Here is a 19,459-nt window from a genome sequence, read left to right as displayed (position 1 = left end):
GGATTTACGCCACCGACCCTTGGTCACAAGAGCTTCGCGGTATGTTGCCCGCTCGCCCTGGTCGGCATCGCCTCATATCCGGTTCTTGTTCATCGGCCCGCAGTTGCGATCCACGCTTCCTCTCCACGTTCGGTCGCCCTTCCGCAGTTGCGCTTCTCTTCGCTCGCCATGACCAGCTTACGGTGGGACTTCCACCCACAAGAATGCGCTCATGCTGGGCGCACAACGAAAAGGCGGGGACCAGCCCCGCCTTCCAAAGAGTTTCGTGCGAACTCTAGTTCGCTCAGCTTGCCAGCGCGACCGCCACAGCCTCGATCGCCTCGTCGGCCTTTGCCCCATCTGGCCCGCCCGCCTGGGCCATATCGGGACGACCGCCGCCGCCCTTGCCGCCAAGAGCAGCCGACGCGACGCGAACGAGATCGACGGCACTGAACCGGTCCGTCAAGTCCGGGGTCACCGCAACGACTGCGCTCGCTTTGCCGTCCTCGCCCACGCCGATCAGTGCGACGACGCCGGAACCGAGGCTCGCCTTGCCATCGTCGGCAAGCCCCTTGAGATCCTTGGGATCGACGCCCGAGATCGCCTTGCCGAGGAACTTCACACCAGCGACATCACGGACCGCATCGGCAGGACCGCCCTGTCCGCCGCCCATTGCAAGCTTGCGCTTGGCGTCGGCCAATTCGCGCTCGAGCTTGCGGCGTTCATCCATGAGCGCCTCGACGCGAGCAAGAACATCGGCCGGCTGCACCTTGAGCGACGTCGCGAGCGACTTGACGCGCTCGTCCTGTTCCGCCAGGTATTCGCGCGCGGACTCGCCGGTGACCGCCTCGATACGGCGCACGCCGGCGCCAACCGCGCTTTCGCCCAAAACGCGGATCAGACCGATTTGACCGGTCGCGCCGACGTGCGTGCCGCCGCAAAGCTCGATCGAATAGGGCTTGCCCGCCTTGGCGCCACGCACGCCCTGGCCCATGGCGACGACGCGCACTTCGTCGCCGTACTTCTCGCCGAACAATGCCATGGCGCCTTCGGCAATCGCGTCGTCGACGCTCATCAGGCGGGTCGTGACCGACGAATTCTGCAACACGATCTCATTTGCCATGTCCTCGACGACCTTCAATTCGTCAGCCGTCATCGGCTTCGGATGCGAAACGTCAAAGCGCAGACGCTCGGGCGCGACCAGCGAGCCCTTCTGTGCGACATGCGTGCCCAACACTTCGCGCAGCGCCTCGTGCAGAAGGTGCGTGGCCGAGTGGTTTGCCCGCAGGCGCGAGCGACGCGCATGGTCGACCGTCAACGCAACCGGCTCGCTCGCCCTCACCGTGCCCTCGACAACGGTGCCGATATGGACGAACAGGCCCTCGCCCTTCTTCTGGGTGTCCGTGATCTCGATCTTGGCCGTATCGGAAGTAATCACGCCCGTGTCACCCATCTGGCCGCCGGACTCGCCGTAGAACGGCGTCTGGTTGACGACAATTTGAACCTTATCGCCAGCGGACGCAGAAGCGACCGAAGCACCGTCCTTCACGATGGCCTGAACGACACCTTCTGCGGTCTCGGTGTCGTAGCCAAGGAATTCCGACGCGCCGTGCTTTTCTTTGAGTTCGAACCAGATCGTCTCTGTGGCCTTGTCGCCGGAGCCGGCCCAATGCGAACGCGCTTCGGCTTTCTGACGCTCCATCGCGTCGGTGAAGCCTGATATGTCGACGCCGATTTCGCGGGCCCGAAGCGCATCCTGCGTCAGGTCGAGCGGGAAGCCGTAGGTATCATAGAGCTTGAAGGCCGTCTCGCCGTCGAGCATATCGCCCTTGCCGAGGGTCGTAGTCGCGTCGGAGAGCAGCGAAAGGCCACGCTCTAGCGTCTTGCGGAAACGGGTTTCCTCAAGCTTCAGTGTCTCGGAGATCAGCGATTCCGCGCGGACCAGTTCCGGATATGCTCGCCCCATTTCCTGGACTAGCGTCGGCAGCAGCTTCCAGATCAGCGGCTCCTTGGCACCGAGCAGCTCGGCATGCCGCATCGCGCGGCGCATGATGCGGCGAAGCACATAGCCGCGGCCTTCGTTCGAGGGCAACACGCCATCGGCAATCAGGAAGGCCGACGAACGCAGGTGGTCGGCAATGACGCGGTGGCTTGCACGACGCTCGCCCTCTGCCTTTACGCCTGTCACTTCTTCCGAAGCCTCGATCAGCGCGCGGAACAGGTCGATGTCGTAGTTGTCATGCTTGCCCTGCAGGACGGCAGCGACGCGCTCCAGACCCATGCCCGTGTCGATCGACGGCCGCGGAAGGTCGATGCGCTCTTCCTTCGTGACCTGCTCGTACTGCATGAAGACGAGATTCCAGATCTCGATGAAGCGGTCGCCGTCTTCCTCAGGCGAGCCGGGAGGTCCGCCCCATATATGATCGCCGTGGTCATAGAAGATTTCCGAGCATGGGCCGCACGGGCCGGTATCGCCCATCGCCCAGAAATTGTCGCTGGTCGGGATGCGGATGATCTTTTCGTCCGACAGCCCTGCAATCTTCTTCCAAAGGTTAAAGGCCTCGTCGTCCGTATGGTAGACTGTGACCAACAACCGCTTGGCGTCGATAGCAAATTCCTTGGTGATCAGGTTCCAGGCGAGCTCGATCGCCCGCTCCTTGAAGTAGTCTCCAAAGGAGAAGTTACCGAGCATCTCGAAGAAGGTGTGATGGCGCGCGGTATAGCCGACATTATCAAGGTCGTTATGCTTGCCACCGGCACGGACGCACTTCTGGGCGGTCGAGGCCGTCTTGTACGGCCGCTGCTCAAGGCCGGTGAAAACGTTCTTGAACTGCACCATGCCGGCATTGGTGAACATCAGTGTCGGATCGTTGCGTGGCACCAACGGGCTCGACGGAACGATTTCGTGGCCGTTCTTCTTGAAGTAGTCGAGGAAGGTCGACCGGATATCATTCACACCGCTCATGCTATGCCCTTCAATGCTGCCGGAAGGCAGGTCAAAACTTAAATCCAGTGGCTTTTATCGCTCGCCTTAACCACTGTCCAGCAGACAAACAAAACCGGCCACATTCTGATCAAGGAATGCGGCCGGTCTTGAACTGTTTGAAACCTTCAGACGATTAGCCGTCTGCGGCCTCGTCTCCGTCGTTCGCATCAGGGCCGCCATTCTGCAGGAAGCGGTCCGCAATCAGACCGGCATTCTGACGAAGTGCCGTCTCGATCTCGCGTAGGAGATCCGGATTGTCCCGCAGGAAAAGCTTCGCGTTCTCACGGCCCTGGCCGAGGCGCTGACTGTTGTAGGAGAACCAGGCGCCCGACTTCTCGACGATACCGGCTTTGACGCCGAGGTCGACCAGTTCGCCAGTCTTGGAAACGCCTTCGCCATACATGATATCGAATTCGACCTGCTTGAAGGGAGGCGCCATCTTGTTCTTGACGACCTTGACGCGCGTCTGGTTGCCGATGATCTCTTCGCGCTCCTTCACCGCGCCGATGCGGCGAATATCGAGGCGAACGGAGGCATAGAACTTCAGCGCGTTACCGCCGGTCGTCGTTTCCGGCGACCCGAACATGACGCCGATCTTCATGCGGATTTGGTTGATGAAGATCACCATGGTATTCGACTTCGAGATCGAAGCCGTCAGCTTGCGCAGCGCCTGACTCATCAGTCGCGCCTGGAGACCCGGCAGGTTGTCCCCCATCTCGCCCTCGATTTCCGCACGCGGCGTCAGCGCTGCAACGGAGTCGACGACGAGAACGTCAACAGCGCCGGAACGCACCAGCGTGTCGGTGATCTCAAGCGCCTGCTCGCCTGTATCCGGCTGCGAGATCAGGAGATTCTGCAGATCGACGCCAAGTTTGCGGGCATAGACCGGATCGAGCGCATGTTCTGCGTCCACGAAGGCGCAGATGCCGCCCTTCTTCTGCGATTCCGCAATGGTCTGCAGCGCGAGCGTCGTCTTGCCCGAGCTTTCCGGTCCGTAAATCTCGATGATGCGGCCCTTGGGAAGGCCGCCGATGCCGAGCGCGATATCCAACCCGAGAGAACCTGTCGAAACCGTTTCGATCTCGACGACATTCTCGTTCGAGCCGAGCTTCATGATTGAGCCCTTGCCGAACGACCGCTCGATCTGTGAGAGTGCCGCTTCAAGTGCCTTGCTTTTGTCCACCGATTTGTCCTCTACAAGCCGCAATGTATTCTGTGACATTCGATCCACCTTTAGGTTATTGAAGCCGCTCAAGCAATGTCGCCGCCGATGTCGATTTTGTACCGCATTTGTTCTCATTGCGCAAGCGCCGTTCAAACAGTTGAAAGAAAAAGGTAAAATAGCCCGTGTTCTACATTTGTTTTAGTGATGGAAAGCAACGGCTTAAAGATAGGGCAGTCGCCGCCAACCTGCTAGCGACGGCGGGACGATTCGTGTCTTTTGGCGGATGCAGGGCGATGAAATGAAGCAGAAGATTCTTGTCCTCGGCGGAGCCCATATCGACAGGCGCGGACGCATTTCCGGCGACACGGTGGCCGGTGCCAGCAATCCGGGGTCATGGTTCGAGGAGCCAGGCGGCGGTGGCTTCAATGCAGCGCGCAACCTGGCCCGGTTGGGCTTCGACGTGACGATGATTTCGCCCCGTGGCGGCGATCCGATCGGCGAGGCGGTCAGCGAGGCGGCCGATTTCGCAGGCGTTCATGACCGCCCCTTCGTTTTCCTGGATCGGAAGACGCCCAGTTACACCGCAATCATCGAGAACGATGGAAACCTGGTGATTGCGCTTGCCGACATGGATCTCTACCGCATGTTCATGCCGCGCCGGCTCTCGATCCGTGCCGTCCGCGATGCCTTTGCCGCGACCGATTTCATCCTCTTTGACGCCAACCTGCCGGCGGAGACGATGGCATCGATCGTCGAGCGCGCTAAGGCTCTCGGCAAGCCGGTGGGCGCGATCGCAATCTCGCCGGCCAAGGCGATCAAGCTGAAACCGTGCATCGATGGGATAGACTATCTTTTCCTCAATGAGGCTGAAGCCACCGCATTGACTGGCGAACGGCCCAATGACCCGTCGCATTGGCCGTCGCTGCTGGGTGACATCGGCTTGCGTGGCGGCGTCGTCACGCGCGGCCAACGCGAGCTGATTGCCTTTGCTGATCACCGCGTCGTTGCCCTGCAGCCGGTAAACCTCGAAGGCGTCGCAGATGTCACGGGCGCCGGCGACTCGCTCGCGGCCGGCGTTATTTCCGGGCTTATGCGCGGAATTCCCCTGGCCGATGCGGTGCGGGAAGGCGCCGCTGCCGCAGCTCTTACGGTACAGTCCCCGCACGCCGTCAATGAAAACCTCTCCCCGGATTTGGTGAGGAAGACACTTTCCCTTGTTCCGCCGGCGAGAATTTTGCATTGAAGGCAATACCGACGAAATGGAAGAGACAATGACGAAACCGATCTCCCCCCTCCTGCCGATCGCCTATTCCAAGGAAGTCGCAAGCGCCAAGCAGCGCGGCGCGCCGATTGTGGCGCTCGAATCGACCATCATCACGCATGGCATGCCCTACCCCGGCAACATCGAGATGGCCCGCAGCGTCGAGGCGATCATTCGTGAGCAGGGCGCGGTCCCGGCAACGATCGCGGTCATTCACGGGACGCTGCATATCGGCCTCGAAGCCGAGCAACTGGAGCAGCTGGCGCAGGCCAAGGATGTTCTGAAGGTCTCGCGCGCCGATCTCGCCTTCGCGGTCGCCGAGCGTCGTCATGGTGCGACGACCGTGGCAGCTACGATGATCGCCGCCGAGCGTGCCGGCATCAAGGTCTTCGCCACCGGTGGCATCGGCGGAGTCCACCGAGGCGCCGAAGAAAGCTTCGATATCTCCGCTGACCTCGAGGAACTCAGCCGCACCGGTGTCATCGTCGTTTGCGCCGGCGCCAAGGCAATCCTGGATATTCCGAAGACTCTGGAGGTGCTGGAAACCGCGGGCGTGCCCGTTGTGACCTACGAGAGCGAGGAATTCCCCGCCTTCTGGTCGCGGGCGTCGGGATTGCGCAGTCCGCTGACGCTCAACAGCCCAGCCGCAATCGCCAACTTCCAGACGGTGCGCGAGCAGCTCGGCATCGATGGCGGCATGCTGATCGCGAACCCTGTGCCGGAGGCAGACGAGATCCCGCGGGAGGAAATGGAAATCTACATCGAGCGCGCCCTCGACAGCGCCGAGCGCGACGAGATCAGCGGCAAGGAAGTGACCCCTTACCTGCTCAGCACGATCTTTGACCTGACCGACGGCCAGAGCCTGAAGACCAATATTGCCTTGGTCGAAAATAATGCGAGATTGGCGGCAGAAATTGCCGTCGCGCTGGCGGGATGATCGTTTGAGGGGGCGTTCCAGCGCCTCCCTAACGGCCGACTCCGCAATCGTCATTTGAGCATTTCGCCCTTCGCATGACGGGCAAGAGCCAGCCACTGAAAGGAGTCGAATCGAAGCTCCACAAAAGCGCCGAATAACCGAACAATAGAACAACCATTTTTTCGCGGACAGCAAGTCGGTATTCGCGCCGTAAAAGATTGCGAAGCGGACAAGGAAAACTGCCAGCCACAAGCAAATCCAAACCAAGTACAATCGTGAAAATCACGACCAAAATTGCTCGCTGAGCAACTGCGTTCAAAAGCGTAAAGCAGAACGCCTATTGTGGCGAAAAGACCGATGCATGCATCGCCGACCATCCTGAATTGCGATCGCGGCACACCATTAAAGCCTGTCAGGATCGCCCAGACATACGACACGGCCACCAGGATGGCAAAGAGCTTCCAGCGCATTTTCTCCTCCAGGTTGCGATTTCATAACAAACGATCGCTGAGGATGGGTTCAAAAAAGGCTAAAACTCTAGGTACCGACTAGCTGTCGAGCGTCTCCTTCACGACGACGGCAAGCTGCTTCAGGGAGAACGGCTTCGGCAGGAAGCCGAACTTGGAATCCGGCGGCAGGTTGCGTGCGAATGCATCCTCGGCATAGCCCGAAACGAAGATGAACTTCAGGTCAGGATAATTCTTGCGCAGTTCGCGCAGCAGCGATGGACCATCCATCTCCGGCATCACCACATCCGAGACGACGATGTCGACCTTGCCTTCGAGCTCGTCCATGATATCGAGCGCCTCGACGCCAGATCCGGCCTCGTAAACCGTGTAGCCGCGGGTCTCGAGCATGCGCTTGCCGCCGCGACGCACTGCTTCCTCATCCTCGACCAGCAAAATGACGGCAGATCCGGTCAGATCCTCGGCTTGCTGCGCCGGTGCCGGTGCCTGTTCGCCGGGCGCGCCGATCGCAGGCGTGACGGCATCACCTTCCGCCGCAACGGCTGGCTCGACAATGTGGCGCGGCAGGAAGACGCGGAAAGTCGTACCTTTGCCGACTTCCGACTCCGGCTGAATATAGCCACCCGACTGCTTGACGATGCCGTAAACCATCGCGAGACCAAGACCCGTTCCCTTGCCGACCTCCTTCGTCGTGAAGAAGGGCTCGAAGATCTTGTCCATGATCTCAGGCGCAATGCCGGTCCCGTTGTCCGAGACCTCGATGAGGACCATGTCCTCGTGCGGCATATAGGAGTAATTGAATGCTGCGATCTCTTCCGCCGTCACGTTCTTCGTGCGAAGCGTCAGCTTGCCGCCCTGCGGCATGGCATCGCGCGCGTTGACGCAGAGGTTGATGAGCACCTGCTCGAACTGCGACAGGTCAGTCTTAACAGGCCAGAGATCGCGGCCATACTCGACGTCAAGCTTCACATTCGTACCGGATAGCAGCCGGTCGACCAGCATCCTGAGGTCGCCCACCACATCGGTCAGATTAAGCACCGTCGGCCGCATCGTCTGCTTGCGCGAGAACGCCAGCAGTTGCCGAACGAGCACTGCGGCACGATTGGCATTGCGCTTGATTTCCATCAGGTCTGCAAAGCCAGGGTCGGCGGGTCTCGCCTGCAGCAGCAGATGATCGGAAGAGAGCAGAATGGCCGTCAGAACGTTGTTGAAGTCGTGCGCAATGCCGCCGGCCAGCGTGCCAACCGCGTTCATTTTCTGAGTCTGTGCCATCTGCGCTTCGAGCGCCTTCTGCTCCGTCACCTCCACGGCATAGACGATCGCAGCCTCTTCCGGTGCCTCGTCGCTCTGGTCGATCACCGCATTGACGTAGAAGCGGAAATGGCGGGCTTCGTCCGTTGGCGTGCGAGAGTCGATCGGAGGGATGTCGCCCTGCCGGTCCTTTGCCGCCACAAGCGCCTGCTGCAGCTTCGACTTGTCGCTGTCCTGAACAATGACTTCGAGCAAAGCGCCGTTCTCTACGTCATCACGGGAAACCATCCCGGAAAACAGCTTCAGGAACGGTGCATTCGTCCGCAGGATGCGGCCTTCGCCGTCCACCGAGGCGATCGCCATCGGCGTGTTGTTGAAGAAACGGGTGAACCGCATCGCGGCCGCCGAGGCGGATTGATCGCTCTCGCCGCTCTTCTGACGCGTAAGCACGATCGACCGGCTTTCTCCGGGCGCGCCATCGCGCATCGACGTCACGCTGTGGACGATCTGTGCCGGCAGGCTCTGACCGTTCATCTTCTTCAGGTCGAGATCCAGTGTCACGGTCTTCTTTAGGCCTGGATCGGCCTGCACTGATTGTATGAGCGCAAGTCCCTCACCCGCAACGAAGTCGCCGATCGTTACCGAACCGGGGACGAATTTGGTGAGATCGATGCCGAGCCATTCCGCCAGCGTTGCGTTGAGATAGAAAATCTCACCTTTGCGCCCGGCGGAAAAGAACCCGGCCGGCGCGTGGTCGAGATAGTCGATCGCATTCTGCAATTCCTTGAAGAACCGCTCCTGATCATCGCGCTCCGAGGTGATGTCGCTGATCTGCCAGATGTGGAGCGGCTTGCGTCCAATCTCCTCGCTGTGGAGAGCCCGCGCTTTCAGGCGATACCAATGCGCCCCGGCGCCGTTCGTCGAGGGGCCAAGCGATCGCAACAGGCGGAATTCCTCGCTGCCCTCCCGACCCTCACGCAGGCCGTTGGAGAGACGATAGAGCGCCTCGTTCGACTCTCGATGACGCGACAGGAGCGCTTCAAGTGTCTGAACCTCAGTCGACTTGCGGGCACTGGTCAGTTCGCCGTAGGCCGCATTCGCATAAACGATGCGACCCTTCTCATCAGTGATGAGCGACCCGTCGGGGTGGCTGTTCAAGAATGCGCGCGCCAGGCTGTCGGACTGCCGCTGCGGCATGACTTCGATAAAACCGATCACCGAGGACACGAGGAAGAAGATCCCGACCATGGCAAGCACGCCGAGAACGCCGAGCACCATTTCGTTGTCGAGGGAACTTTTGAAAACAACGAACGCAGCGGCTGCGCCGATCAGCACAAGCGCAAGCAGAATGATCCGCAAAGCCGTGCCTGTGCGGCCCCCGCGGTCCAAGAGCGGTTCGCTGTAATCGTCGGCCTGACGCGGTCTCGTCATCTATTCCCTCGCATGGCCTGCCGGGCTTCACTCGCAACAGGGAGACAAAGCAGGAATCAGGCGCCTTTTCCTTCTTACCAATTTGCAGTCTCTGCAAAAACACCGGTCTCTGTGAAGACTGATTGAATTCACAACGAAGAGCGCCAATTTCGCCATTAAAATGCGTTGTTAAGAAAGCATGTTCGAATTCCACTTCGGGTTGGCATGACTGGACAAGGCCATCGGGACTTGTCTACGAAGTGGTAAAGTCGCCATGTGGTTCAAAACCGCGAAGGGAGTAAGCCAAGATGTTCGATGATCTCATGGGAGCCTATGGGAGCCGCTTCCTTCTTGCCGCCGGTGGCGTCGGCATAGCTCTATTGCTGCTGATTGTCGTGCTCTGGATCATGCGCAGCCGCGCGCCTTCGCCCTTTGTGCGCGGCGGCCGCAATCGCCAGCCGCGGCTGCAGGTTCTTGATGCGGCCGCTGTCGATGCACGCAGACGCCTCGTCCTCGTTCGCAGAGACGACGTCGAACACCTTATCATGATCGGCGGACCGACCGATATCGTCATCGAGAGCCGGATTGGCGAACCTGTCGACAAGCTTGTATCGCCTGAGACGGCGGATCAATCAGCTTCGGCTCCGGCTCCAGTTCCTGTCCCCGTGATACCGCCGCAGCTCGAAGCGACGCCCGAAGCGCCAGCGCCTGTTCGCATCGCACCGGCTGAACCCCAGCACGCGCCGCCGGCCCACATCCACACGCCGGTCGAACCCTACGTGCCCGAACGCGCGCCGATCGAAGCCCGCCCCGAGCCGGCTATTGTCGCCACGCCGCCCTCGACTCCGCCTGTTATCGCCGAACGTGAACGTGCGCCGCGCCCGGCGCCGTCCTTCGAGCCCCGACCGGAACCGCGTCAGACGCGTGCGCCGATCGAGGCCTCGGTTGCCGCAGATATCCTCGATTCCGCCCGCCAGCGCGTGTTGCCGCAACAGCGCATCGAACCGCAGGCCACCCCGCCCTCCGTCCGGAGCACGCCCGCGCCCGTACAACCCTCGTCGGCATTCGTCGAAGTTGGCACGCTGACGCCTGCTGCGCAGCCGAGCGACTTCCAGCGCATTCTCGAGGAAGAAATGACGAGTACACTTGCCGCCGAGCGCATCGTGCCGGCGCCACAGGCGCCTGCTGCAAGACCCGCTCCGCCGCCCGGGAACCTGCCGCGCCGGGACCCTGAGATGGCGCCGCTTACCGGCGCCGACGCCGCCCTTCAAAACGAGGTCGCGCGCATCTTCGGGGAGATGAGTGTTAATCGCGATAAATAGTGGACCGACTGAACAAAGCAAAAGGGCACCGCGGCTTCCACGGTGCCCTTTTCGTTGTCAGCATGTCGGGACTCATTCGTCCCGGTAGACCTTTTCTCGGCGCTCGTGCCGTTCTTGGGCCTCGATCGAGAGCGTTGCGATCGGTCGAGCATCAAGCCGCTTGAGGCCGATTGGCTCGCCGGTCTCCTCGCAATAGCCGTAGGTGCCGTCTTCGATACGTTGCAGTGCTGCGTCGATCTTGGAAATCAGCTTTCTTTGGCGGTCGCGGGCACGCAGTTCGATAGCCCGGTCGGTTTCGGACGATGCCCTGTCGGCAAGATCCGGATGGTTTGCGCTTTCCTCCGCCAGGTGGTCGAGGGTTTCGCGCGCCTCTCTGAGAATATCATTCTTCCAGGCGACCAGCTTGGCTCTAAAGTAAGCCCGCTGATTGCCGTTCATGAACTCTTCCTCTTCCGAGGGTACATAGTTGCTAAGATCGATCTTCTCACTCAACGCGATTCTCCTGAAGAACATCTCATCTGGCGGGTGTATATCGCGAGCACTACCGATGATTCAAGCCAAATACGCTAGGTAAACAGTTTTTTAAATCTGTCATATTTTTTAGCTAACAGACTATTTTCTCACCATTATTCCGCCGGGCGCATATTCCCCTCCTGGTAACCGCGCACTTTCCTACCTCGGATTTGGCGGCAACACCTGCCGCCACGGTTGACGCGCGGGCCGCTCACCCGCTACTGAAAAAGTCCCTTCGACATGGGTTTTCTATGGCCGCAATCACACCTCTGCCTTCCCGGATTTATCTGCTGCGACACGCCGAAGCTGCCTGGGCCGCGCCCGGACAACGTGATTTCGACCGCCCGCTGAGCGAGAAAGGCTATGCGGACGCCGAGATCGTCTCCGACAAGGCGGCCGACAAGGGTTATAGGCCGGATCTGCTTCTGAGTTCGACAGCGGTGCGTTGCCGGGACACGGCCGATGCAGTGCACCGGGCGATGGGCTCGACGCTCGACCTCCGATTCGTCGACGAACTCTATAATGCCTCACCGGACATCTATCTCGAGATCATCGATGCGCAAGAAGCGGTCGGCTCGGTGATGCTCGTCGGCCACAACCCGACCATGGAGCAAACGCTGGAAGCGCTGATCGGCCACGAGGCGCTTTGTCAGGCACTGCCGACCGGCTTTCCGACAGCCGGTCTTGCGGTTTTGGACTATGACGGCAGGTTGGCAGGCTGGCGCCTCGTTGATTTGGTGATCGACTAAGGTCTTTTCGCGGAACGTCTTTTCGCGTCGGCTTGCCGTTCCTATATGGCTTGTCACGATTAGAACCGGAATTCCGCCTTGCCACCCAGCCTGACCTCTTTTTCCGACGACGCACGCATTGCCCTGGACAATCTTGCTGACCGGGCATCGGGCCTTATCAATCCCACCGTGCGCCTTGGCGTCACCGGCCTCTCGCGTTCCGGCAAGACCGTCTTCATTTCCTCTCTGGTCCACAATCTTCTGCACGGCGGCCGCTTGCCGCTCTTCGAGCCTGTGCAGTCCGGTCGTGTCTCGGCGGTGCGGCTTGAGCCGCAACCGGATGATGCCGTGCCGCGCTTCCAATACGAAGATCATATCGGCTCTCTCGTGAAGGATCGGGTATGGCCCGATTCAACCCGGGCGATATCCGAACTGCGCATCACGCTCGAATATCAAAGTGCCAGCGGCTGGAACCGTCTCTTCTCGCCGGGTCGGCTGTCGATCGATATCGTCGATTATCCCGGCGAATGGCTGCTTGACCTGCCTTTGCTCGGAAAGAACTACCGCACGTTCTGCGAGGAGACGATCGCCTTGGCGGGGACGGGCATTCGTGCAGAACTCTCGCGCAATTGGCTAGCCCTCACCCACGCCACGGACGTTAACGCTCCGGCAGACGAAATGCGCGCCCGCGACCTCGCGACTTCTTTTGCCGATTACCTCAAGGCCTGCAAAGCCGACGAACGCTCGCTCTCCACACTTCCGCCTGGCCGCTTTCTGCTGCCCGGCGATCTTGATGGCTCGCCCGCCCTTACCTTTGCGCCGCTCACGCCTCCGCCGGAGGCCAAACCGCAAAAAGGATCGCTTTGGGCGATGATGGAGCGGCGCTACGAGGCCTATAAATCGGTCGTGGTGAAGCCTTTCTTTCGCGAGCATTTCGCCCGCCTCGACCGACAGATTGTGCTCGTCGATGCGCTGCAGGCCATCAACCGTGGCCCAGAGGCAGTACAGGACCTCGAGCGAGCCCTGACGGACGTTTTGGCGTGCTTTCGTCCGGGCACGAATTCCTGGCTGTCGTCATTGCTTGGCCGCCGTATCGATCGCGTACTCGTCGCCGCAACGAAGGCCGACCACCTGCACCATGAAAGCCATGACCGGCTCGACGCACTTACCCGCCGCCTGGTCGATCGTGCCGTGCATCGCATTGGTATGGCAGGCGCAGGCATTGACGTCATGGCACTTGCCTCGGTCCGCGCCACGCGCGAAGCGACCGTGAAACACGACGGCCATGAGCTCCCGGTTATTGTCGGTATACCGATGAAGGGTGAGGCCATCGGCGGAGAATGCTTTGACGGCCTCAAGAAGACGGCGATATTTCCCGGCGACCTGCCGGAAGATCCGGAGAGCCTGTTCGAGCGCATAGAATCCGGAGACCGTAACCTCGCCCTGCCCGATGTCAGTGTCGTACGCTTTCGCCCGCCACATCTTGAAGAGACAGGCGGCGGCATCAAGCTTTCGGTCCCGCATATTCGCCTCGACCGTGCCATGCAGTTTCTGTTCGGAGATCGCCTCGCATGATCAAGCCACCATCCGAACATCCAGTACACCGCGCGCCGGCCGCCTTTTCCTATGAGGAGGACGCACTGGCGCGGCCGACGACCGAAACCAACCGTGGCCAACGAAGACCGGGTAGCTTCACGGACGATATCGTGTTGACCGCTGACGAGGACGATCCTTTCCTCAATCCCGACAAGGATGTCCCTCCAATTCCGGTCGCGGTCCCGCGCAAGCGCGGCACCTCGTTTGCGAAAATCGCGGCAGCCGCGTTCGGCGTTCTCTTTTCGCTTGCCTTCGGCCTTTGGACCGACAGCCTTATCCGCAATCTCTTCGGCCGCGCGGATTGGCTGGGCTATGCCGCCCTTGCAGCCCTCGCAATCGGCATTCTGGCGGTGATCGCCATCGTTATCCGTGAGACAGCCGGGATAATGCGCCTGACTGCCGTGCAGGCGATTAAGACGGAAGCCGAGGCCGCCATGGTGGAGACTAAGCCGGCGAAGGCGCGCGCGCTGGTCAAGCGGCTGGAAACCCTGCTCTCCGGCAAGCCCGAGACGGCCAAGGGCCGCGCCACGCTGAAAGCGACAGAGGGCGATATCGTCGACGCGCCGCATCTCATCGCGCTCGCGGAACGGGAGCTTCTGGCACCGCTCGATCGGCAGGCGCGGGCCCTTATCGTCAATGCATCGAAACGGGTATCCATCGTCACCGCTGTCAGTCCGCGCGCCATCGTCGACCTGCTCTACGTACTTTATGAAGCTGCCCGACTCGTTCGCGCGATGGCGGAACTCTACGGCGGTCGGCCGGGTACGCTCGGCATGGTCAGGCTCATGCGAGACGTTCTGGCGCATCTTGCCGTGACCGGCTCGATCGCGGTTGGCGATAGCCTCGTGCAGCAAGTGCTTGGCCATGGACTGGCGTCGAAGCTGTCGGCGCGCCTCGGCGAAGGCGTCATCAACGGCCTGATGACCGCCCGCATAGGAATCGCTGCCATGGATCTCTGCCGCCCCCTTTCCTTCCATGCCCTCAAACGTCCGGGAATCGGCGACTTCATTGGGGATCTTGCGCCGTCCATGACATCGCGTGATAGGAATTCCTGAGAATTGACAGTTTTGTCGCGCTTACGATGCGCCAACCGACATGTGGAAATACTTCCCATGAATTCAACGCGCTAGCGCGCCGGTCTCGCCCACCGCCAACTGAGAAACACCCTGCCATTCAGCGCTTTTTGGCTAGGAGGAAACCAACCATTAACCATTATTCGGCAAAACTTAGCAGCAGTTAAGCGATGGTGTCGCTAGGGAAAATCCATGTATTCGCGCAAGTTTCTTCTTCTTTTCGGGCTCGCTGCGGTGGCGCTGTCACCGGTTGCTGACATGGCTCCGTCCGCAACAGCGGCAACACGTGACAAAGCCTTCTTCGAGTCTGTCGCCGGCACCTGGCGAGGCCCCGGCGAGATCGTTGCTGGCAAGTATAAAGGCACGAAATTCACCTGCAATCTCGTAGGCGAACCGGTGAGCGCGGGCGGTGCGGGCATCAAGCTCGACGGAAGCTGCAGGGTCGGCGTCTTCAAGCAGCCGATGACCGCCCTCATCACCCAGTCGGGCAACTCCTACAAGGGCAAGTTCCTTGATGGCGCCGATGGTAAGGGACTCGACGTCGTATCGGGTGCCGTGACGCAGGATACCGTGGTCGTCGGGCTCAATCGCTCCAAGCTGAACGGCGCCATGATCGCTCGTGTACGAGACGACAAGACCATGAACGTTACCGTTTCGGTCAAGGTCGAAAGCCAGATGATCCCTGTTATTGGCCTGACGCTCGCGCGCCAAGTCGACGAAATCACCGTCGGCTCTGTCGAATAGTTCTCAATACTGATTTCCGCAAGCGGCGGATTTCCCGCCGCTTTTGCTTTTTTAAGCCGTACGCCACCAGTCAGTGCTTGCCTCGGCCAGGTCGATCCCCTGTACATCAGCCTTGGCAAGCCAGTCGCGAATGGTTGCGCCCTCGACCAGCAGATCCGGCGCGAAGTCGGCCAGCGGCATCAGCACGAAACCGCGATCCGTCATCCGCGGGTGAGGAAGTTCCAGCCGCGGCGCGGACTGCACCGCGTCGGCATAGGTCAGAATATCGATGTCCAGCGTGCGCGGCCCCCACCGCTCGATGCGCTCTCGTTTCATCCCCCGTTCGATGTCCAGACAGACATCGAGAAGCGCCTCCGGGCCAAGCGTCGTCTCGACGGCGGCGCAAGCGTTGAAAAAATAGGACTGATCGGTCTTGCCCCAAGGCGGCGTACGGTAGAGCCGCGACACGGCTACCACCCGGCAATCGGATCGCTGGTCAAGCGCTCTCAGTGCGACGGCCATGGCATGGACAGGCTCGCCGAGATTGCCGCCAAGGCCAAGCGTTGCGGTCTTGAAAAGGGACTCAGGCAAAGTGTTCGACGCTCACCTGGACGAAATCCAGAACGCCCGGCACCGGCGCGTTCGGCTTGCGGACCGTGATTTTTGCACGCTTGATCTGCGGAAACTTCGAACAAAGTCCTTTTGCGATATCAAGTGCAAGCGCCTCGATCAGGTAGCGACGCTTGCCCGTGACGATCTCCTCGATCACGGTGAAGGCAATGCCGTAGTTGACCGTGTCATTGATGGAATCGCTTTCCAGGGCATCGCCGGCGACGACGTCGAGTTCGGCATCCACAAAGAAACGCTGGCCGAGGAACTCCTCTTCGTCATGAACGCCGTGGCGGGCAAAGAAGGCGCAGTTCTGAAGCGTGATTGTGTAAGTGGTGCTCATGCCGAGTGTCCTTGCTCCAAGCTATAGCGCGCCGCGAGCATAGCATCAGCGATGGCCAGAGCGTCCCTGTTGATTGCGACATCGTGTACACGAAAAATGACCGCTCCGGAGAGACGCAGCAGCACGGTCGTCGCTGCCGTTCCCCCGTCCCGATCGGCGGCCTCTCTGCCCGTGATGGCGCCGACAAAACGCTTGCGTGATGTCCCGGCAAGCAGCGGTAGTCCAAGGCGGTGAAGTTCGCCGAAACGCGCCATCAGCTCGATGTTCTCGTCAGTATCCTTCGCAAAGCCGAAGCCCGGATCCAACACGATGCGATCCTTCGCAACACCTGCGGCCGCTGCGATTTCGAGCGAGCGCTCAAGGAAGAGAAACTGGTCGGCGATCACATCGGGAAGCTTCTCCCTTTCTCGACCGGTGTGCATCAGGCACAGGCCTGCACCGGTATCGGCAGCGATCTTTCCGATCTCCGGTTCCTTCTGCAGCCCGAACACGTCGTTTATAACATGCGCTCCCGCGCTGACAGCAAGCCGGGCCGTCTCGGCCCGATAGGTGTCGATCGAGATCAATGCATCTGTCTTGCCGCGCAGCGCCTCGATCACCGGCAACACCCGTGCCTGCTCTTCCAGGGGAGTGACGACATCGGCGCCGGGACGTGTCGATTCGCCGCCGATATCGATAATCTCGGCTCCCTCCTCAGCGGCCTGGAGCGCATGCGCAACGGCGGCATCAACCGTCTCGTATCGCCCGCCGTCCGAGAAGGAGTCCGGCGTCACGTTGACGATTGCCATGATCACGGAACGTGCGCCCAGCTCGATCTCACGACCATGCCCGACGCGCCAGAAACTGCTCCGAAGCTGTGCCAATGGCATTCATCCTATCGATTGAAAAAGCGTCAACGATATTGCGCTAGCGGTGCCTATGCCCCAAGCTCCGGCAAACTTCAACCTGAGTATCTGTAGAATGCTTTCCGTACCGCGTTATATGCCCCTCCTGCTCGGCTTTTCCATGACCGTCTTGGTGTGCGCGCCGGCCTCTGCCGCCGTCATCGCGACCAAGAGCTACTCCTACTTCGCGATCGGGGGCAAAACCGCAGATCAGCTGGATCAACAGCTGAGCTCCAATGGACCGACGGCTAGCGGGTCGTCGGCCCGCCATCCCGGCGCGACCAAAATCCGCTTCGGCGGCGATGCCACCTATGTCCAGGCAGGGGGCAAGTGCAAGGTTGGCAATGCCAAGGTGACGGTCCATACGCAGATCATCCTGCCGCGCTGGACCAACCGTAAAGGTGCTAGCAAACAGCTCTCGATGATCTGGGATGCACTCTCGAGCGACATCAAGCGCCACGAAGAACGCCATGCCGAGATCGCGCGAAACCAGGCGCGCGTCATGGAAAAGCAGATTCTCGCCCTGCCTCCACAACCCAATTGCGAACGCATGCAGGAGCTCGTTACCGAGGTATCGACGCGTGGCATCGAGGAACACGATCGGCTGCAGGCCCGATTCGACCGAGTCGAAGCCGCCAATTTCCAGAATCGCATGATGAGGTTGCTCGACCACCGGCTAAAGAAATCCGGCGGCGTAAGATAGCTGATTCTTAGGTCAAAAACGATCACAGAAGTTTATCCGCGTAACAAAACTTGTGTGAAACTGCAGTCGCCCCAGTGTTTTAGTGGTTATTTCTCGGTCTAGCTAAATCAACTACAACGCGGTAATATTCAAACATTCGAAAGTTCAGGTCCGTAAGCCCGAACTTTCGCTCCTGGGTTCTCCTGGCGCGTTGCGAAGCCGCGGATGATCCTCCCTCGTCCGTAGGTAATGCGCCTACCTCGCCTCGCTCGTCTAACGGCCAGCGAGGCTTTTTTTGGGAAGTGCAGTGGATCAGGCCTGCCGCTCGGGCACGTGGACGATGAGCCCATCCAGGGCTGCCTTCATTCTGATCTGACAGGAGAGCCGCGACGTCGGACGCACGTCAAACGCGAAATCGAGCATATCTTCTTCCATGGCCTCAGGCGGACCGACGCGATCCGTCCACTCGTCGTCGACGTAGACATGACAGGTCGCGCAGGCACAGGCGCCGCCGCATTCGGCCTCGATGCCCGGCACCGAATTGCGCACGGCATTTTCCATAACGGTCGATCCCTGATCGACATCAAGATCGAAGCGCGTGCCGTCGAAGGCGACAATGGTCAGTTTGGGCATAATGATTTCCGGTAGTCGTCAATGGGAGGGTCTGGATTTTTCTTCCAACAAATCGTCGAGGCAGTCAACATCGACCGCCCGATACCTTTCATTCCAGATTGGGAAGCAACGCGCTTGTCAAAATGCGCCATGCCGACAGTCACAAAAAGACCCGCTGCCCCGAAATGGATCAGCGGGTCTCGTATCTGACCCTACGGCTCAGCGGCAAAGCTTGAGGATGAAGTTCTCGGCTTCGATCACCGCGATACCGACCGCCGCCATCGTGGCCGCATCGCCGCAATTGCCCTCGAGCGCCTCCGCAGCTGCATGAACGCGGAACGCGCCCACGGCGCCGGCGGCACCCTTAAGGCGGTGCGCTGCGGCCTCAACGATTTTCGCGTTACCGGATGATATCTCCTGCAGGCAAGCTCGTGCCTGCCGTGCAAACATCTGCAGAACTTCTATTTCCAGGCTCTTGTCGCCCATTGTCTGGTTTGCCAGATGCACCAGATCTACCGGACGCTCCTGCGAAGGGCGTGGACCCTTGCAATTGTCGGGTGCCGCAAACGCAATACTGACTGCTGCCATGTGCCAATTCTCCCGTCATCTATCCCGCCGTTCTATGATCGTGCGGGCGCCGGGTGGGCATCGCGTTAAATTCCGGCACATTCAGGGCGGATTTCTCGGGTTATGGTTAACGTCTGTTAAACACCCCTAACTCTTTGGTTTTTAAAGCCACACATTTATTAAATGATGTTAACAAGCCCTTAATGCTAGGGGATTTGACCGGTTGCGTTAATTGTCTAGCAGTCCCGGATGTGTCACTACGATACTACTGGGCGAGCTCTGTGGCACCTGCCTTTGCTCGTCAAGTGGATAATGGTAATGTTTTGATACCGTCTGTATGAAAAAGCAGCTATCCACTCTGAAATGATATGC

At 60.1% G+C, this 19,459-nt stretch carries 18 protein-coding genes; 8 read left to right on the top strand and 10 right to left on the bottom strand.

All coding sequences use genetic code 11. The features are described from left to right. Window positions 1-283 precede the first annotated feature (283 nt). Both alaS and recA read right to left on the bottom strand, forming a co-directional pair. The gene (alaS, locus tag FHT71_RS28820) at window positions 284-2,944 is read right to left on the bottom strand and encodes an alanine--tRNA ligase (protein ID WP_183723011.1); all 2,661 of its coding nucleotides are present in this window, start codon (window positions 2,942-2,944) and stop codon (window positions 284-286) included. Window positions 2,945-3,098: 154 nt separating this feature from the next. Then, window positions 3,099-4,187 carry a recombinase RecA gene (recA, locus tag FHT71_RS28815; protein ID WP_007800243.1) on the bottom strand — a complete coding sequence of 363 codons (1,089 nt, stop codon included), beginning with the start codon at window positions 4,185-4,187 and terminating at the stop codon, window positions 3,099-3,101. Window positions 4,188-4,428: 241 nt separating this feature from the next. Here recA and FHT71_RS28810 point away from each other — a divergent pair, with 241 nt between their 5' ends. Then, window positions 4,429-5,373 carry a carbohydrate kinase family protein gene (locus FHT71_RS28810; protein ID WP_007800240.1) on the top strand — a complete coding sequence of 315 codons (945 nt, stop codon included), beginning with the start codon at window positions 4,429-4,431 and terminating at the stop codon, window positions 5,371-5,373. Between the two features lie 28 nt (window positions 5,374-5,401). After that, window positions 5,402-6,328 carry a pseudouridine-5'-phosphate glycosidase gene (locus tag FHT71_RS28805; protein ID WP_132593156.1) on the top strand — a complete coding sequence of 309 codons (927 nt, stop codon included), beginning with the start codon at window positions 5,402-5,404 and terminating at the stop codon, window positions 6,326-6,328. Window positions 6,329-6,378: 50 nt separating this feature from the next. Here FHT71_RS28805 and FHT71_RS28800 read toward each other — a convergent pair whose 3' ends face one another. Continuing rightward, window positions 6,379-6,777, bottom strand: a complete 399-nt coding sequence (locus tag FHT71_RS28800) for a hypothetical protein (RefSeq protein WP_183723009.1) — start codon at window positions 6,775-6,777, stop codon at window positions 6,379-6,381. 78 nt (window positions 6,778-6,855) lie between these two features. After that, window positions 6,856-9,456 carry a PAS domain-containing sensor histidine kinase gene (locus tag FHT71_RS28795; protein ID WP_132593160.1) on the bottom strand — a complete coding sequence of 867 codons (2,601 nt, stop codon included), beginning with the start codon at window positions 9,454-9,456 and terminating at the stop codon, window positions 6,856-6,858. A gap of 287 nt (window positions 9,457-9,743) precedes the next feature. On the opposite strand from FHT71_RS28795, the gene FHT71_RS28790 reads away from it, so the two are divergent. Then, the gene (locus FHT71_RS28790; protein ID WP_132593162.1) at window positions 9,744-10,757 is read left to right on the top strand and encodes a flagellar biosynthetic protein FliO; all 1,014 of its coding nucleotides are present in this window, start codon (window positions 9,744-9,746) and stop codon (window positions 10,755-10,757) included. 72 nt (window positions 10,758-10,829) lie between these two features. On the opposite strand, the gene dksA is transcribed toward FHT71_RS28790, so the two are convergent. After that, a complete protein-coding gene (gene dksA, locus FHT71_RS28785) occupies window positions 10,830-11,249 on the bottom strand; it encodes an RNA polymerase-binding protein DksA (protein WP_007532954.1) in 420 nt (139 codons plus the stop codon). Between the two features lie 272 nt (window positions 11,250-11,521). On the opposite strand from dksA, the gene FHT71_RS28780 reads away from it, so the two are divergent. From FHT71_RS28780 to FHT71_RS28765, 4 genes are all read left to right on the top strand, one after another. Continuing rightward, window positions 11,522-12,019, top strand: coding sequence for a histidine phosphatase family protein (locus FHT71_RS28780; RefSeq protein ID WP_183723007.1), 498 nt, complete (start codon window positions 11,522-11,524; stop codon window positions 12,017-12,019). 78 nt (window positions 12,020-12,097) lie between these two features. Then, window positions 12,098-13,573, top strand: a complete 1,476-nt coding sequence (locus FHT71_RS28775; protein WP_132593164.1) for a YcjX family protein — start codon at window positions 12,098-12,100, stop codon at window positions 13,571-13,573. Further along, on the top strand, window positions 13,570-14,649 hold the full coding sequence (locus tag FHT71_RS28770) for a TIGR01620 family protein (RefSeq protein ID WP_132593166.1): 1,080 nt from the start codon (window positions 13,570-13,572) through the stop codon (window positions 14,647-14,649). Before FHT71_RS28775 ends, FHT71_RS28770 begins: the two co-directional genes overlap by 4 nt. Before the next feature lie 210 nt (window positions 14,650-14,859). Then, window positions 14,860-15,411 (top strand): hypothetical protein, encoded by a 552-nt coding sequence (locus FHT71_RS28765; protein WP_183723005.1) that lies wholly within the window; start codon window positions 14,860-14,862, stop codon window positions 15,409-15,411. 51 nt (window positions 15,412-15,462) lie between these two features. Here FHT71_RS28765 and folK read toward each other — a convergent pair whose 3' ends face one another. The 3 genes from folK to folP are packed head-to-tail and all read right to left on the bottom strand — an operon-like array spanning window position 15,463 to window position 17,211. Further along, window positions 15,463-15,981: a 2-amino-4-hydroxy-6-hydroxymethyldihydropteridine diphosphokinase gene (gene folK, locus FHT71_RS28760; protein WP_132593168.1), complete on the bottom strand. Its 519-nt coding sequence runs from the start codon at window positions 15,979-15,981 to the stop codon at window positions 15,463-15,465. Next, complete coding sequence (folB, locus tag FHT71_RS28755; protein ID WP_007792223.1) at window positions 15,974-16,342, bottom strand: dihydroneopterin aldolase; 369 nt, start codon at window positions 16,340-16,342, stop codon at window positions 15,974-15,976. The genes folK and folB overlap by 8 nt, the downstream gene beginning before the upstream one ends. Further along, entirely contained in the window at window positions 16,339-17,211 is an 873-nt protein-coding gene (folP, locus tag FHT71_RS28750; protein WP_132593170.1) for a dihydropteroate synthase, read from the bottom strand. Before folP ends, folB begins: the two co-directional genes overlap by 4 nt. A 91-nt stretch (window positions 17,212-17,302) precedes the next feature. On the opposite strand from folP, the gene FHT71_RS28745 reads away from it, so the two are divergent. Beyond that, on the top strand, window positions 17,303-17,929 hold the full coding sequence (locus FHT71_RS28745; protein ID WP_007792217.1) for a DUF922 domain-containing protein: 627 nt from the start codon (window positions 17,303-17,305) through the stop codon (window positions 17,927-17,929). A gap of 291 nt (window positions 17,930-18,220) precedes the next feature. On the opposite strand, the gene FHT71_RS28740 is transcribed toward FHT71_RS28745, so the two are convergent. Both FHT71_RS28740 and FHT71_RS28735 read right to left on the bottom strand, forming a co-directional pair. After that, window positions 18,221-18,541, bottom strand: a complete 321-nt coding sequence (locus FHT71_RS28740) for a 2Fe-2S iron-sulfur cluster-binding protein (protein ID WP_132593172.1) — start codon at window positions 18,539-18,541, stop codon at window positions 18,221-18,223. Between the two features lie 198 nt (window positions 18,542-18,739). Next, entirely contained in the window at window positions 18,740-19,108 is a 369-nt protein-coding gene (locus FHT71_RS28735; RefSeq protein WP_007792209.1) for an Hpt domain-containing protein, read from the bottom strand. Window positions 19,109-19,459: the final 351 nt, after the last annotated feature.

This window comes from Rhizobium sp. BK060, assembly GCF_014193145.1.
Taxonomy (GTDB): Bacteria; Pseudomonadota; Alphaproteobacteria; order Rhizobiales; family Rhizobiaceae; genus Rhizobium.
Note: the sequence above shows the minus strand (reverse complement) of the source record. Positions and strands in the feature narration are given on the sequence as shown.

Excerpts from the sequence above, each read along its gene's own strand:
- FHT71_RS28745 (WP_007792217.1), top strand. The coding sequence starts at position 17,303 with ATGCTTTCCGTACCGCGTTATATGCCCCTCCTGCTCGGCTTTTCCATG.
- FHT71_RS28800 (WP_183723009.1), bottom strand. The coding sequence starts at position 6,777 with ATGCGCTGGAAGCTCTTTGCCATCCTGGTGGCCGTGTCGTATGTCTGG.
- alaS (WP_183723011.1), bottom strand. The coding sequence starts at position 2,944 with ATGAGCGGTGTGAATGATATCCGGTCGACCTTCCTCGACTACTTCAAG.
- FHT71_RS28740 (WP_132593172.1), bottom strand. The coding sequence starts at position 18,541 with ATGCCCAAACTGACCATTGTCGCCTTCGACGGCACGCGCTTCGATCTT.
- FHT71_RS28795 (WP_132593160.1), bottom strand. The coding sequence starts at position 9,456 with ATGACGAGACCGCGTCAGGCCGACGATTACAGCGAACCGCTCTTGGAC.
- folB (WP_007792223.1), bottom strand. The coding sequence starts at position 16,342 with ATGAGCACCACTTACACAATCACGCTTCAGAACTGCGCCTTCTTTGCC.
- FHT71_RS28735 (WP_007792209.1), bottom strand. The coding sequence starts at position 19,108 with ATGGCAGCAGTCAGTATTGCGTTTGCGGCACCCGACAATTGCAAGGGT.
- FHT71_RS28770 (WP_132593166.1), top strand. The coding sequence starts at position 13,570 with ATGATCAAGCCACCATCCGAACATCCAGTACACCGCGCGCCGGCCGCC.
- folP (WP_132593170.1), bottom strand. The coding sequence starts at position 17,211 with ATGCCATTGGCACAGCTTCGGAGCAGTTTCTGGCGCGTCGGGCATGGT.
- FHT71_RS28805 (WP_132593156.1), top strand. The coding sequence starts at position 5,402 with ATGACGAAACCGATCTCCCCCCTCCTGCCGATCGCCTATTCCAAGGAA.
- FHT71_RS28790 (WP_132593162.1), top strand. The coding sequence starts at position 9,744 with ATGTTCGATGATCTCATGGGAGCCTATGGGAGCCGCTTCCTTCTTGCC.
- recA (WP_007800243.1), bottom strand. The coding sequence starts at position 4,187 with ATGTCACAGAATACATTGCGGCTTGTAGAGGACAAATCGGTGGACAAA.
- FHT71_RS28810 (WP_007800240.1), top strand. The coding sequence starts at position 4,429 with ATGAAGCAGAAGATTCTTGTCCTCGGCGGAGCCCATATCGACAGGCGC.
- FHT71_RS28780 (WP_183723007.1), top strand. The coding sequence starts at position 11,522 with ATGGCCGCAATCACACCTCTGCCTTCCCGGATTTATCTGCTGCGACAC.
- FHT71_RS28765 (WP_183723005.1), top strand. The coding sequence starts at position 14,860 with ATGTATTCGCGCAAGTTTCTTCTTCTTTTCGGGCTCGCTGCGGTGGCG.